Genomic DNA, 15,092 nt, shown 5'->3' on the forward strand with positions numbered 1-15,092 from the left:
TACGGGTGCCTCGTCTTCAATAGAACCAGCGATAACGCGCGCCGATGACCGTGACCGAACTCCCCTGCGCGGCGACGCGCTCGTGCTGGAAGTACAGCGCGGCATGATCGCCGCCGAGCACGGAGCCGGCAAAGCCGATATCGGTTTGCAGGCCCCAGCCCTGATTGGTGTCGTGCACCATGCCGACGTCCAAATACGGACGCCAGGCGTGCGTATAGCGATCGAGCAAATCGTTGCCGAAGCCGACGAACGCGCCGAATTGCGTGTAACTGTTCGGCATGAAGGTGGCGGCGCTGACGGGACCCAGCGCCGCCGGCGCGAGCCGCTGCAAGAGGGCATCGGCCTGACCGCTCGCATGGTAGGCACCGTGCGCGCCGGCGATGCGAATCGTGTAGTCGGGATACTCGGTGCGAATCTTGTAGTCGATCTCGGCCTGCTCGAGCACGCCGCTGCCGACGAAGGACCGGGCCTGGCTATAAAAGCGATCCGCCTCGACGCTCGCCGTACACGACCAACGCGGGCCGCGCTGCCAAGTCATGCCCGCGCCGATGCTATCTTTGACGCCGCCGACGGTCAGCGTCTGCTGCTCGGTCGCCTCGGCGCTGCGTTCGATGGTCGCCGTCAACGATAAAGGCGCATTGCGCCCGAGCGTCGCGGCTGCTTTCGCCGTATAAAAGGCGCTCACGGCATCGCGGCGGCCGAGATCGAGCGAGAACAGCGCGTCGTGCGTGAGGCGGCGCACGTTCAAGTCGACCGAGCGATCGACCGACGGCAGATTCACAAGCTGCGAGGTATCGGTCGAACGTTGCATACGCTGCTGTGCGTGCAAGCCGATCATGTAGTGATCGGACAGCTTGAGGCTGGCTGCAAGCGTTTGCTGGACGTAGTCGAGCGGATGTTCGACGTAATCGTCGATCGAGGCGTCGATCGATTGGCTCCAAAACATCGTCGCATCGACGAGGCGGGTATGCAGCTCCGTGTCGTCGGGCGCGCCGTCCAATGCGTCGAATGCGAGCGCTTGAGCGGCACCTTGCCGATCGACGCGCATGGAGGCGTCGATTCGGCTGTAGCGCGGCAGCGGGGCGGTGCGCTGATCGAGCAACTGCTCGATCGTTTGCACGTCGTCGTCCGCCAGTGCGATCGCCAGGCGCTCGTCTTGCGCACCGAGCAGCCGCCGCGCATAGCGGCGCGCGAGCCAGCGTTTCGCGACGCCGTAGCGCTCGCCGGAAATGGCCCATGCCACCGCTACGTCGCGCGCAACCGCCTCGAGCAGCCGCGCATGTTCGGCGCTGCCGGCCGTGGCGCTCGGCAGCGGCGAGAGCCCGGGCGTTTCGCCGAGCAGGCTATGTTCCGATTCGTCGAGCGGACTCGGCGCCGTCGCGGCAGGCGCGGTGAGGGCATCGAGCAGATGGCGCGCCGCGTCGCCGTCTGCGAGCGTCTGCGCAAGCGTCGCGCGCCGGCCCGCCAATTGGGCCACCGCTTCCCAGTCGCTGCGATCAGGCAGCCGTAGCGGCTCGCCCCCGCCGGACGACGCACGGTTCCGGTTGCGCTCGCCGCTCAGCAAGTCGAGCCAGACGTGTCGTCGCACGGCGGCGGCGATGCCGGGATGCCCCGCCATCTCTTGTGCATCCGCGTAGGTGAGCAGCCATAACGGATCGCGTTGCATCGACGCGGCCTGCAAGCGCAAGTAGCGCAAGGCGGCCACGGGCCGGTTCAAACGTAACTCGGCGGCCGCGAACGGCCCCCAGAGCGATTCGTCCTCGAGTGCACGGCCGCGCCACTGCCTGAGCGCGGCTCGCACGTCGGCGGCGCTCGCGCTGTCGACGAGCATCCAAAGATAGGCGGCGCGCGTGTCGTCGCCCACTCCCGGCAGGGCGACCGCAAGGCGAAGGTCGGCGAGCGCGGCCGCGAATTGGCCGCTTTGCCGCTCGTATTCGGCGCGCGCGGCGAGAAAGCCGGGATCGCGCTCCGCGGCTGCGCGTTCGGCGGGCGTCAAGCTGCTCAGTAAGGCGCCGGCGCGCGCGGGCGCATGAGCGGAAAGATAGGAGGCGATCGCATCGCGTAGGGCGCGCGCCGTATGGTCGCGTTCATATTGGCGCTGCGCGAGGCGAGCCGCATCCAGAGGCTGACGTTCGTAGAAGAACGTCATCGCCGCGAGGTCCTCCGATGTCTCTTCGCCGCCCGCGAGCAAATGGCGATAGGCGCGCGTGCTGTCCGCATCGTTTTGCAGCAGCCGGGCAAGCTGCCCGTACGTGCGCCAGTACAGCACGTCGCGATCGGTTGCGTAAGGCTGCACGGCTTCGAGCGCCCGCAGCGCGCGGGGCAGGTCGCTCATGCGGTACAAGAGGTTCGCGCTGTGCAGCGCGTATTCGACGTTGCCTCGGTTCGATTCGTGCAGCGCTTGCCAGGTCTTCAGCGCTTGATCGACGTAACCGGCGCGCTCGGACAGCAACGCATAGCGGCTGCCGATCTGCGCTTGCCGCGCGCCGGTCATGCGCGCCTTCAGAAATGCGAGGGCGTCGTCCGGCCGGCCTAGCCGTTCGTCTGCGGCGACGACGCCGTCCACGAGCTTCAAGTCCTCGGGCGCCGCGTCGCTCGCATGGATCAACGCTTGCACGTACGAGGCATCGTCATCGAGCATCGGCGCGATACGTTGCACGTTCGACCAGCCCGCCGCGTCGCCGGTTTGATGCGCGTATGCGAGCCACGCCTGCAAAGCCGCCGCCGGCTTGTTGCGCCATTCGTCGACTTGCGCGAGGCGCTTGCGCCACTCGGGCGCATCGGGGTGGCGGGCGACTTGGTCCGATGCGATCTTGGCCGCGTATTCGAGATCGTTCGATTCGAGGAACGCTTGATATAGCGTCGATGCGAGATCGCTCACCGCCGGCGCGGCGGCCGCCGCCTTCTCGCCGATCCTTCGCACGTTGCCGCGCAACGCGCCGGTCAGCACCGCGGGGATGATGCGCGCCGTGGCGGCCGCCGAAGCCATGCGTCCGCCGACTCGGGCCGAAGCGAGCCTGATCCAGATTGCGCGCGGCGCGGTGCCGTTCGACGCCGCGGGCGCATGACCCGCATCGACAAACTGCATCAGCGCGCGTGCGTAACGATCGACGAGATCCGGCCGATGCGCGGCGCGCGCCAGTTGCAGCAGCACTTCCAAGCTTTGCCGATCGTTCTCGAGTCCGCTCAAATGGGCTTGCGCTTGCGCCAATGCTTCGTTTAACAGATTGCCCGCTTGCAGCGCGCGAACGCCGGCGATGAAAGCCGCGCGGGCCTCGTCGAGGTTGCTCGCGCCCGCTTGAGCGGCGAAATACGCTGCCGCGGCGCGGCCGTATTCGCCCGCCGCCAGCCATTGCCGCGCGGATTGCTTCTGCCAATACGTGCGCCGCCGCGGATCGACTTGCGAAAGTCGGGCTTGATAACGCGCGGCGATAGCCGGCGCACCGACCGAGAGTGCTTGCGATGCCAGTGCGTCGAGCTCGGCTGCGCTCCAGTCTTCGCGCGCGGCAACGTCCAGCTCGCCGGCGATGCGAACCAATAGCGCCGCGCGCCGTGGCGAATCGGCCGGCGCGGCGAATGCCCGCTGCTCGTCGCAGCGTAGTTCGATTTGAATGGCCTCTCGGCGCGAGCGCTGTACCCCGAGTGCGGATAGCCGGGCGGCGCTGGCGTGCGCTTCGTTGCAGCGGCCGAGCGCGAGGTATTGGTTCGCCAACGCGGACAAATAGACCGGATCGTTCGGCGCGCTGCGCAGCCAGGCCTCGAGATAGGCCACGGTGAGCTCGCTCGGCGCGGCGTTGTCGACGATCTTCCCACGCAAGCCGCCGGCGACGTAGCTGGCCGCGAGCGCGCCGACGATGGCGCAAGCGGCGCCCGCAAGCATGAGCGGCGTCGCGATGCGCGGGCGATCAATCGCCACAGTCCACCTCGACGTGCCGGTATTGCACCGTCTGTCCCGCGATGCCGGGCATCGACACGCGTAGCGCGTTGCCGCTGCGTTCCGAAGCAAGCGGGACGCCCGCGCTCGAGGCCCGGCAGCGGGCGCCGTTGGCCACCGAGAAAAACGGCTTGTAATAGCCGCCGAATTCGAAACGCAGGCCATGATCCGTGCGTTCGAATTGCCGCACAAAGCCGTTGGCCTCGTCGATATAGGGCAGCGCATTGCGCGTCTCGGCCGGAGCGAGTTCGAAGCGCGCGCTGCCGCCGTCGAAGTGAATGTAAGTTCCGTCCGGACCGCGCGAGTAGCCCGTGAGTCCGCTCGCGTCGTCGAGCCGCGGTACTTCGGCGCCGCTCCAGTGCAACTCGTGCACGGCGCCGTTGCCGCGCACGAGCCAGCCGTTGTTGTCGCGCGCGACGGCGAACGTGCGCCAGTCGAGAACCCGGCGAATGTAGTCGGTCACATGCACCGGCAAGACCGGCTCCGCGAGCACGGTTCGGTAGATCTCGTCGAGTGCGCGCAGCGACGCCATCTTCGTGCCGCTGTACATGTGGTAGTAGATGTCGATCGGCTTGAAGCGCAGCGGACGATCGGTCATGTCGAACGTTTGCAGCACTTGCGTGAAGCCGTAAAACGGTCCTTGCCAGTCGTTCGTGTAGACGTTTTCGTCCTGATTCGGGGCATAGACCTGATAGGCGTTCGGGCCTTTTTCGACGCCGATCGGTGCGATGTCGAGCCAACTGTTGTCGGCCTTGGTGATCGTCGTATCGCCGCCGTTGAAGTTGTAGACACCGGTCTCGTACACGCGCCGCACGGCGACGGCGGGCGGCATGCAGTCGCCTGACCATTGCAGCACGAGCACGTGCTTGCCGGGCGGAGCGAGGTGCCGATCGATATAGTCGATCGAGCCCGCGATTTCGCGATCGAGGTCGAACGTATAGCCGGGGATATTGAGCGAGAAGGCCGCGTCGGAGCCGCCGCGGTCGGTATGCGCACCCGTCTTCGCGTCGACGTTTTCCCACGTGAACGGATGCGAGTAGGTGTGGGTGCCGATCTCGACGTACGGCAAGGCGAACATTTGCCGCGCAATCTGCTCGAGGCGCGGCGAAATTTGCGGGTAGAGACCGTCGGCCCCGACTTCGCCCTCGATGACGGACAGCGTCGTCGGAATCGGATAGCGTGTCCAGATTCGGTCGTACAGCGCTTGGCCCGCGTAGTCGGGACCGGGAAATTCGGCGCGCGACGCAAAGCCGTCGCCGTCGACGTGCGCCATGAGAAGGCGCCGGCCGTTTTCCGTCGTGACGTTCGGCGCCGGGAGTGGCGGCAGACGCAGGGCCGCCCGCAAAAACGACATCGGCTGAATCGCCCAGCGTTGCTGCTCGATGCTGTCGAGCGACACGATGTTGTACTGATTGAGCGCGAAGCCGCCCCACGGCATGATGCCGACCGCGTCGACGCGCTCTCCGCCGGCGTCGATCCCGAGCAGCGAGGTGCCACCACCTGCGATACGAAGCGCGGGAAGATCGCGTGGGTCGGGCACGGGCATTGTCTCGAAGCCGATCATCGCGTCGCGCGCGACGATCTTCAAGGGCGCATGTAAATTGCCGGGCACCGGCTCGAGACCGAGCGCGCCGCCATGGCCGCCTACCGCGAAGCCCAACTGCCCGAAAAACGCGATCGGCACGTGTGCATCGATCACCTGTTGCACCCATGCGCGCCACCGATGCGGGGCATGATCGCCGGAGAGCCAGGCGACGACACCCGCGTAGCGGTCCGGCGTGATGTCGGCCGGCAGCGGCGCATCGAGCTGCGCGTACCGCACGTCGTAGCCGAGGTAGTTCAAAGGCGTCGCGACCGCGGTCACGCCGGGACTGGTATCGAGCTGCTGGCCGCTTGCCAAGTCTTGGACGACGAGGATCTTGCGAGGCATGACTTCGATGCGCCCGATACCGACGACATCGTGCGCCCGATCGGTGACGTAAGCATCGAGGCCCGCGGCCAGCGCGCGTTCTGCCGTGCGACGCGCGCACGCGCGATCGACGCCGTCGCAGTATTCGAGCGTGACGACCGGGATCCCGGTCTCGCGTTGGAAGCTTTGCGCCGCTTGAAGCGAGTAGGGCGAATCGGCTTGCTCGCTCGAGAGTCCTTGCGCGAGCACCGCATAGACCGTCGCGGCATGCGCGCGCGCGATCTCGAGCGCCTGGCCGCCCCCGACGACGATCTCGGCTTCGGGATGGGAAGTATGGATCGCATCGATCGCCGCGTAGGCTGTGGGCGTGTCGAGCAGGAAGCCGCGATAGCCGCGCTGCCAGAGTGGTTCGACTTGCCGAGCGACGAAGTCGGCGACGCTTTCGTGGGGCGCGGCGCTCGTGCGGGCGATGTAAGCGGTGTGGGCGAGGGGATGCGCGTTCGGATCGAACGCTTGCGCCGGGTCGAGGATCAGCGCGTCGAAGGCCTGCAATAAATCGAGCGGCGGTTCACCGCCGTCGTAGAGCGCGAGATTGACATGCCGCTGCGCCGCTATGGGCGTTTGCGCGGCGACCGGCCGAGCCATGGCGAGCGCGAGACCGATGCACATCACGACTGTCCATGCAACGACGCCTACCCACTGCCGCACGGTACTTCGGCCCGAACGGCCCGCTTTGGCAAAACCTGCTTTCAACTTGCTTCCCGGAACTGGCCGTTCGCCGACCGTCGTTGTCGTATGCGCCGCCTTCGAAGCGGCTCATCGCGCACTGCCGCCGCCGCCGGACCGAAAAGGAAGAGATATTGGCCTTTTCATCCGATGCGCGCGCCGCGCAAAAATAACATGGATTGGATCGGCAAGAAAAGGATTAATGTCGTTTCTCGTTTAACCAGAAAAAGTTTCATCGGCCTCGTGTATGAACATATTCGGGCGCAAACGTTTAAATGCGCGCGCGCGTACGTTTGCGCGAACGTTGCGGCCCGCGCGGGCTTTATTGACGCGGCTGCCCGAGCGTAGCGGCGCGGCGGCAATCGCGATGTCATGCGACGTACGGTCGCTGCTTCGGGTATTCGCCGGCCTCCCACATCCGAATGTCAATGGTTTGACAGCCGGCAATAAAGGTAATCGACAGTGAGGATGCGAATCGCAAGTGATCTGTAATACGAAATGAGTTACCGGCTTGCCGTAAGAGAAGACTTTCTTACCGAAGGAGGGGGCGTGCCCGATGACTGAGGCGTGCCGGCGAGGCGAGACGTGGGGGAGGGATCTTTTCGTCCACGTTGAAAATCATTCAAGGACAGGACCCATTATCGAAGCGACGCGGCGCACCCACAATACGAGCCATCATTTCTTTCGCGGCGAGTTCTACCTATGGCAAACGCATTGCATTCACTGGCTTCCAACGGCGCGGCGCGCGCACTACGCTTCGGTATAGGCGCTGGGGCGTTCGCGCTGCTGGCGCCCATGGCGGCGCATGCCGACGATCTCGTGCAACCGAAGCAATTGATCGTCGATAAGAGCTTGCCGGCCGCTCAAGCGCAACGGCAGATCTTGGCCGCCCGCAAGTACGACACCTTTTGGACGACCGGGGAGGCGGCGATGGCCCGTGCGGCGCTTGCGCCGGATTTCACGGACAGGACGTTGCCGCCTGGGCGAGTGCAAGGCATCGAGGGGCCGCTGGCGGCCTCCAAAACGTTCCATGCCGCGGTGCCGGACGTGCATTGCGAGGTTGAGCAGATGATCGTGGCCGGCGATCGCGTGATCGCCCATCTGCGCTTTACCGGACATTTCACGGGGACGTTCAACGGTGTGCAGGGCGCCGGCCAGGCGATCGATTTCATCGCAACCGATATCTACCGGGTTCGCGACGGCAAGATTGCCGATAACTGGCATATCGAGGACAACCTGACGTTGCTCAAGCAAATGGGCATCGTCAAGATCTAACGGCAACGCACGGTACGCCGGCGGGGCACGGCGGATGCCGTCTTGAATGTTGAAGGGAGCAAACGACGATGAAATTCGATGGACAGCGTGTATTGGTGGTGGGCGGTAGTTCGGGCATCGGCGAGGCTGCGGCGCGAGCGTTCGCCGAGCAGGGCGCAAGCGTGACGATCGTCTCGCGCAACGCGGGCAAGCTCGCGCAAAGCGCGGCGCGGATCGGCCATGACGTACTGAGCGGCATCGTGGATATCACCGACGACGCGAGCGTCGCCGCGTTCTTCGACGGTGCGGGCGAATTCGATCATGTCGTCGTATCGGCCGCGCAAACGCCGACGGGGCCTGTCCGCGGGCTTGCGCTGCAAGACGCCTATGCGGCGATGAACAGCAAGTTTTGGGGCGCCTACCGCGTGGCCCGTGCCGCGCGCATCAAAGAGGGCGGCTCGTTGACGCTGGTCTCGGGCTTTTTGAGTGTCCGGCCCAGCAAGGCGTCCGTGCTGCAAGGCGCCATCAATGCGGCACTCGAGGCGTTGGCGCGCGGCATGGCGCTGGAGTTCTCCCCAGTGCGCGTGAACACCGTATCGCCCGGGCTGATCGCCACGCCGCTATGGTCGAAGCTCGACGAGGCCGCGCGCGAGAAGATGTACGAGGGCGCGGCTGCGCGATTGCCGGCTCGCACGGTCGGTCGGCCCGAGGACGTCGCCAATGCGATCGTCTATCTGGCATCGACGCTCTATGCGACGGGCTCGACCGTATTGATCGACGGGGGCGGCGCGATCGCGTAAAGCGACGTGCCGACGGCGCGCAGTGCGGAACGGCACCGCGCGCCGCTACGTTACTTCTTCGAAGCGGATGCCTGTGCTACGCCCGGCGAATCATTGGCTCGATTTCGCCTTGGCATTCGCTTTCAGCAACACCGTGCCAGCCGAACCGAGGTCGCTTGCGAAGCGGTTCGTATAGCCCAACGTGCCCACGCCGCCGATCGAATTGCAGGTCGGCGATGCCGAGCCGGGCGCGCAATCGACGTCACGATCGAACGACCAGAAGTGCAGTCCGGCCAGCCCGTTTTGCTTGACGAACGTGGAGAGCGCATCGGCGTCCCCGGTCGTGAACGTCTCGCCCGCCACGTCGTTCCCGCCGATCATGGGCGTCACTTCGATCTGGCCGTACGGCACGCCCCAATGATCATGTAGGTTCATCGCGGCTTGAATCGCCGACTGCCCCATCTCGCACGCGCCGTTCGCGACGACGCAATTGCCCGGACCCGCCGATCCGTAATCCATCGTCATCAGATCGATCGTGTAGTTCTTCAATCCGTTCGTTTGGATCGCTTGCATGACCCAATCGCCGTAGATGTTGAAGCTGTCCTGCGCGCTTGCGCCCAGCGAGACCGCCGTGCTCGAACCCGGTTGCGAGGGGGCGAGCGTTGCGAGCGTGAAGCTGAAGCGCAAGTTGGGGTAGCTGCGCTGCGCCATGGCCACGCGTTGCACCAGATCGTTGATCACCTGCTGCGTTTGTCCCGCTTCGATATCGAAGTCGATACCGACGAGGTTTTTCGACGCGTAACGATTGATGAACGCGGTCATGCCTGCATCGGACCCGCACGTGAACGAACCCGCGGCGCCACCCGTGGAAATGACGTAGTTGACGTTGGCCGCCGTAAAGAGCGGCACATTCGCGGCGGCCATCGCGGAGCCGCTCACGCCGCCCCAATTTTCGTTCCCGCATTCGCCCGTAGCGAACGCGAGGGTCATCGTATGAACGCTCGACGGAAGCACCGATAGAACTGGGCTGATTTGGCCGGTGACGTTGGACGAGATGACGTTCGTGTTCCAGTTGAGCGAAATCGTTGCGTCTTTGTACGGGCTATAGATAAAGCCCGCCGCAGTACCCGTGCCGCCGGATCCACCTGAGCCACCGGATCCACCCGACCCACCGGAGCCGCCTGTGCAGGCGCCCGCGTCCGTCCACGGTTGGCCGCTGCCGGCCGGGCCGCTGTTCGTCGCCGGATTCTGGTTTTGCGTCCACCAATTGGCCTGATAGTTCTCGCTGCCGACCGATGCGACGTTCCCTTGCGTATAGACCTGGCTCGCGCTCCATGCTGCCGCGCAGCTGGTCGACGCCTGCGCGGAAGCCGAATAAAGCATGGCGGCGCTAGTGCCAGCCAATAACGGCGCCGATGCGAATAAAGCCGTTGATATGAATTTCAAGGCCGGTCGCATTGCGCATGTAGAACCTTCTTTCTTCATCTCCTTGCCCTCCTTAAAGTACCAGGTTGACTTACGGTATGAATGCACTGAGTTGACATCCAAAAATCGATGTCGCGACGAATGATAGGTGTTCGAAATAGGTTTTTTGGATACCGGTTCCAAAATCAACCGTTTTTGGTAGGTCTGATTGGGATGGGGGCGGTTTAAAACAGGTAAGAATGGAACTCGAAAGATGCGAATCGCCGCGTGTATCGGGAAGTCCTACCCCAAGGTGTGCCGCGTGTGCCAGGAGGGTGCGCACATGCCCGCCCATCGTACATGGCGTCTAATATGACTTAGGCGTATGCGTAATGAATTAACGACATCACCATTAGGTATTCGAATGGCATGCCACAAATTGAACGCGGAGTCGGTTTTGTATGGGATCGCAAAGTCGATCGAGTTTAGTAAACCAAAATTCTGTCGTCATCTGATCGTGTTCTCGTCATCATCATGAAGTATTTTGTTGGAACTTTATTTTTTCGGGTGATCAACCATTTCTAGTAGTTTCTAAAGTTTAGTGCGACGGCCGATAATCTCGCCGTAAATCGAGATAACCACGCTATAGAGTCGGAGCGTTCAGATATGGATACTGTTGCCGTACAAGCTGTACCCACCCTCTATAGCGAGGAATTCTTTCGCAATCGCGATCCGTATCCGACCTACCAAAAGCATTTGGCCGGTCCCACGGTTCAAATCTCGAACATGATGCCCAATACGTGGCTCATGTTTCGCTATGAAGCTTGCTCGACCTATTTGCGCGATCCAAGGCTGTCTTCCGCTAGGCCCGCGCATAAGCTCATACCGGTTCCGTCGGAGGAGTTGCCGCGCTTCGAGGAATTGGCCGCGCATATCGGGCGCTGGCTATTGATGCGCGATTTGCCGAGCCATAAGCCGTTGCGCAAGTTGATGAACAAGGGCTTTTCTCCGTTGACGGTTCAGCGGCTCAAGCCGCGTATCGATTCGATCGTCGCGTCGCTGCTCGACAATTTGAGCGCCGTGGCGGAACCCGACGTCATGCGCGACTTCGCCTATCCGCTGCCGGTGCGGGTGATTTGCGAGCTGCTCGGCGTGCCGGCATCGTTGCAAGATCGGTGCATCGTTTTGACCGACGATATCGCCGTGTTGCTGGCGAACCCGCATGTCACGGTCGAGGCGGCGGACCGGGCAAAGAACGCGGTGCTCGAGTTGTCGGAATACTTCAAGACGATCATCCGCGAGCGCAAGGACACGGGCGAGGAGAATCTCTTGAGCCTCTTGCTCGATATCGCGGACGACGAAGACCAAAAGATGTCGGAGGAAGACTTGCTCGCGCAGTGCGTGATGCTGCTCTTCGCCGGACATGAGACCACGCGCAATTTGATCGGCAACGGCGTCTATACGCTGCTCAATCACCCCGATGCCCTGGCCGTCGTGCGAACCGATCCCGAGCGGACCAAGTCGGCGATCGAGGAGGTGCTGCGGTTCGAATCGCCGTTGCAGGCTGTGCGGCGCGTGACGTCGGCCGAAGTGGAATTCGACGGCACCGTGATTCCCGCCGGCGGGTCGGTCATTTTCATCACCGCGGCGGCGAATCGCGATCCGCGGCAGTTCGACGATCCCGATCGCTTCGATATCGACCGTCGAATGAACCGGCATTTGGCGTTCGGCGCCGATCATCATGTTTGTATCGGCAGCACGCTCGCGCGGCTGGAAGGGCAGATTGCCGTGGGCGCGCTCGTTCGTCAGTTTCCGAATATGAAGCTAGTCGACGAGCGCCCGGATTGGCGCGGGCACGCGGCGATGCGCGGGCTGCGCACGCTTCGCGTCGACCTTTGAGCCCGCGGGATTCGCCATGCCGCCCCAGGGCCGCGCCGGCGTCGTGCCGGATTTCCTGATGGCGACGAGCATGGGTACGTTCGCCGCGCTGGAATTTGCGCAGTGCCTCACGGTGCGAGAGGCGGTGCGCGCTGTTGTCGAGCAAGCTCGGCTACTGGAGACGCTATGCCTTTTGCGCGAGATCGACGCGACCTATTTGTGGGACGTCATCCGCAAGCCGATCCGTTTCGATGCCGCCGCAACGATGCTGTGTACGACGCAAAGCGGGACGCTACGGCTCATCGACGTGGGCCTCTCGGGCACGCTGGCGACCAGCCTGAAATACGGTAAGGCGAAGCTCGGCGCTGCCTGCGAAATCGATGCGCTCCTGTCGCCTTTCGGCGCAGGAGCCGCGCGATATGAGCGGATCGTTGCCGATTTGAAACCGGTGGCGGCGGCGCGCGGCCTTCCTGAACCTATCGCTTGGTAATGCGGCGAATGCAATTTCGATTGGCGATCGATTGAGTTAGATGCGTCATTCGCATGCCGTCGGGTTCGGGATGTGAATCACATCGAAATTGTGCCTTCAAAGTGAATTGAAAAAATCTACATGCGTCGAGGAAGCACTGCTTTCCTGCGATATGCGGTTTGAGTGATGACGTCTGACGCGGCTTGCGACCGAGCCTTCGGGCGGAGGTAAGCCGGCGCGTCTTGAGTTCGGCATTCATGAATGGTGGAGGGTGCGGGATGAAGGTCTTCGTGTTCCCGGGACAAGGTTCCCAGCTTCGGGGTATGGGTGGCACGCTATTCGATGATTTCCCCGATTTGACGCGGCAGGCGAGCGAGATCCTTGGGTATTCGATCAAGGAACTCTGTCTCGAAGATCCTAGAAAGGAACTGAACCAGACGCAATTCACGCAGCCGGCGATTTATGTCGTCAACGCGCTCTCGTATTTCCGTCGAATGCAAACCGGCGGGCAGGCGCCGGCGATTTTCGCGGGACACAGCCTGGGCGAATTCAATGCGCTGATGGCGGCCGGCTGTTTCGACTTCGAACTCGGCCTGCGGCTCGTGAAGGTGCGCGGCGAGTTGATGGGCAGGGTCTCCGGCAGCGGCATGGCGGCGGTCATGAATATCGGCCAAGACCGGATCGCCGCGATCATTGGAGAAGAAGGCGCGCAGGGCGTGGATATCGCGATTCACAACTCGCCCACGCAAAGCATCATCGCGGGATTGCGCGAAGACCTCGAACGCTTGGCGTCGCCTATCGAGCGCGCAGGCGGGATGTTCTACCCGTTGAACACGAGCGGCGCGTTTCACTCGCGCTATATGCGCCCGATCGCCGAAGACTTTCGGGGTCATCTGATGAACGCGATCTTTTCGCCGCTGAAAAAGAGCGTGATCGCGAACGTATCGGCCCGGCCCTATGGCGACGACGAGGTGGTCGCGAACCTCGTCAATCAGCTCACGCGCCCGGTCCTATGGTGCGAGAGCGTCCAGTATCTGCTGGCACAGGGCGCAACCGATTTCGAGGAGATCGGCGATAGCGATGTGCTTACGAAGCTGATTGCCAGGATCAAAGCGACGCCGCTTGCCCCTCCACAGGGGCTACCGGTAGCGTCGGACACGACCGTGCAACCGCGCGCGGCATCGGCTCGCGAAGACGCGCACATTCCACCGCGATCGCCGGCCGACAAAGTGGCGGCGTGGAACCAGACGTATCCGATCGGCACGAGGGTGCGGTCGGCTCGGACCGTCGAGGGCGAACTCGAAACGCGAACGAGCGCTCTGGTTCTGTTCGGCCATCGCGCGGCGGTCTATTTGAAGGGCTACAACGGCTACTTCGATTTGGACGAACTCCAGATCGTTTGAGCCGGTCGCGGCGAATCGCCGATTTCATTCGTTCAACCTCACCGGGAGGCCGAGGCATTCGGCCGTCCCGGCGAACCGGCATGCGCGCTTCATGAAAGATTCCGAATCCTCCGGCATCGCGATTACCGGCATTGGCGTGGTCTCCGCGATCGGGCAGGGGCAAGCGGCGTTCGGCCGTGCGTTGCTCGACGGCTGCGCCGCATTCGATGTGATGCGGCGCCCGGGCCGGCAACGCGACTCGCGCTTTCTCGGTGCCGAGATCGCCTCGCTCGCGATGCCGGGCGTCGTATCGAGCCGGTCGATCCGCACCGCCTCGTTCAGCGCGCAGGCGGCGCTGGCGACGCTCGACGAGGCGTGGAACGACGCTCGCGTGGCCGACGTCGATCCGCTGCGCGTCGGTTTGATCGTCGGCGGCTCCAACGTCCAACAGCGAGAGCTTGCATCGATCCACGAAACGTACATGGGCCGCGAGGCATTCGTGCCGCCCCATCACGCGCTCGCGTTCATGGACACCGATCTGTGCGGGCTGTGCACGCAGCAATTCGGCATCAAGGGGCTCGCGTACACGGTCGGCGGTGCATCGGCGAGCGGGCAGCTCGCGATCGTGCAGGCGGCCCAAGCGGTGCTTGCCGGGCAGCTCGACGTGGCCATTGCGCTGGGGGCGATGACGGACCTCTCGCATTGGGAATGCCAAGCGTTGCGCACGCTGGGCGCGATGGGCTCGGACCGCTACGCCGATGCGCCCGAACTCGCATGCCGGCCGTTCGACCGCTGCCACGACGGCTTCATCTACGGCGAGTGCTGCGGTGCCGTCGTGATCGAGCGGATCGGGGCACGAATGCGCGACGGCGTCACGCCCTACGCGCGCATAGCGGGCTTTGGCGTGGCCATGGACGCGAATCGCCAGCCCGATCCGTCGCTGCAAGGCGAGATGCGCGCTATCGATGCGGCTTTGCATAGCGCCGGGATGGCCGCGGCCGATATCGACTATGTCAACCCGCACGGCACGGCATCGAGGCTTGGCGACGAGACGGAGCTTGGCGCGCTGCGTGAAAGCGGTCTACGCCACGCGTATCTGAATGCGACGAAGTCGATCGTCGGACACGGATTGAGCGCGGCCGGCGCGGTCGAGGTGGTCGCCACGTTGGTCCAGATGCAAGCGAAGCGCCTGCATCCGACTCGCAATTTGGACGATCCGATCGATGCGGCCTTCAATTGGGTCCGGCGCGAGAGCGTCGCGCATTCGATCGAGAACGCATTGACGTTGAGCATGGGCTTCGGGGGCATCAACACCGCGTTGTGCCTCACGCGTTACCACTAACGAATCGAGGGAGAG

9 protein-coding genes are annotated in these 15,092 nt (G+C 63.7%); 6 read left to right on the forward strand and 3 right to left on the reverse strand.

All coding sequences use genetic code 11. The features are described 5' to 3' along the window. Window positions 1–16 precede the first annotated feature (16 nt). Window positions 17–3,916, reverse strand: coding sequence for a tetratricopeptide repeat protein (locus tag AB1286_RS19320; protein ID WP_430364773.1), 3,900 nt, complete (start codon window positions 3,914–3,916; stop codon window positions 17–19). Further along, entirely contained in the window at window positions 3,906–6,596 is a 2,691-nt protein-coding gene (locus AB1286_RS19325; protein WP_430364774.1) for a sugar ABC transporter, read from the reverse strand. Before AB1286_RS19325 ends, AB1286_RS19320 begins: the two co-directional genes overlap by 11 nt. A 687-nt stretch (window positions 6,597–7,283) precedes the next feature. On the opposite strand from AB1286_RS19325, the gene AB1286_RS19330 reads away from it, so the two are divergent. Both AB1286_RS19330 and AB1286_RS19335 read left to right on the forward strand, forming a co-directional pair. Beyond that, on the forward strand, window positions 7,284–7,844 hold the full coding sequence (locus AB1286_RS19330) for an ester cyclase (protein WP_430365125.1): 561 nt from the start codon (window positions 7,284–7,286) through the stop codon (window positions 7,842–7,844). 68 nt (window positions 7,845–7,912) lie between these two features. Then, window positions 7,913–8,623, forward strand: coding sequence for an SDR family oxidoreductase (locus tag AB1286_RS19335; protein ID WP_430364775.1), 711 nt, complete (start codon window positions 7,913–7,915; stop codon window positions 8,621–8,623). A gap of 90 nt (window positions 8,624–8,713) precedes the next feature. Here the strand turns inward: AB1286_RS19335 and AB1286_RS19340 are convergent, their stop codons facing one another. Continuing rightward, window positions 8,714–10,006, reverse strand: a complete 1,293-nt coding sequence (locus AB1286_RS19340) for a glycosyl hydrolase (protein ID WP_430364776.1) — start codon at window positions 10,004–10,006, stop codon at window positions 8,714–8,716. A 666-nt stretch (window positions 10,007–10,672) separates the two neighbouring features. Between AB1286_RS19340 and AB1286_RS19345 the strand changes: the two genes are divergently transcribed. From AB1286_RS19345 to AB1286_RS19360, 4 genes are all read left to right on the forward strand, one after another. Next, window positions 10,673–11,905 carry a cytochrome P450 gene (locus AB1286_RS19345; protein WP_430364777.1) on the forward strand — a complete coding sequence of 411 codons (1,233 nt, stop codon included), beginning with the start codon at window positions 10,673–10,675 and terminating at the stop codon, window positions 11,903–11,905. 16 nt (window positions 11,906–11,921) lie between these two features. Beyond that, window positions 11,922–12,374: a hypothetical protein gene (locus AB1286_RS19350; RefSeq protein WP_430364778.1), complete on the forward strand. Its 453-nt coding sequence runs from the start codon at window positions 11,922–11,924 to the stop codon at window positions 12,372–12,374. Between the two features lie 257 nt (window positions 12,375–12,631). Next, window positions 12,632–13,756, forward strand: a complete 1,125-nt coding sequence (fabD, locus tag AB1286_RS19355) for an ACP S-malonyltransferase (protein WP_430364779.1) — start codon at window positions 12,632–12,634, stop codon at window positions 13,754–13,756. A 91-nt stretch (window positions 13,757–13,847) separates the two neighbouring features. Beyond that, window positions 13,848–15,077, forward strand: coding sequence for a beta-ketoacyl synthase N-terminal-like domain-containing protein (locus tag AB1286_RS19360; protein ID WP_430364780.1), 1,230 nt, complete (start codon window positions 13,848–13,850; stop codon window positions 15,075–15,077). The last annotated feature ends 15 nt before the right edge of the window (window positions 15,078–15,092 follow it).

The sequence above is a fragment of the Trinickia sp. NRRL B-1857 genome (assembly GCF_050470685.1).
Classification (GTDB): domain Bacteria; phylum Pseudomonadota; class Gammaproteobacteria; order Burkholderiales; family Burkholderiaceae; genus Trinickia.

Bases quoted from the DNA above. Each gene is read 5' to 3' on its own strand.
- fabD (WP_430364779.1), top strand. From the start codon at position 12,632: ATGAAGGTCTTCGTGTTCCCGGGACAAGGTTCCCAGCTTCGGGGTATG.
- AB1286_RS19345 (WP_430364777.1), top strand. From the start codon at position 10,673: ATGGATACTGTTGCCGTACAAGCTGTACCCACCCTCTATAGCGAGGAA.
- AB1286_RS19335 (WP_430364775.1), top strand. From the start codon at position 7,913: ATGAAATTCGATGGACAGCGTGTATTGGTGGTGGGCGGTAGTTCGGGC.
- AB1286_RS19360 (WP_430364780.1), top strand. From the start codon at position 13,848: ATGAAAGATTCCGAATCCTCCGGCATCGCGATTACCGGCATTGGCGTG.
- AB1286_RS19350 (WP_430364778.1), top strand. From the start codon at position 11,922: ATGCCGCCCCAGGGCCGCGCCGGCGTCGTGCCGGATTTCCTGATGGCG.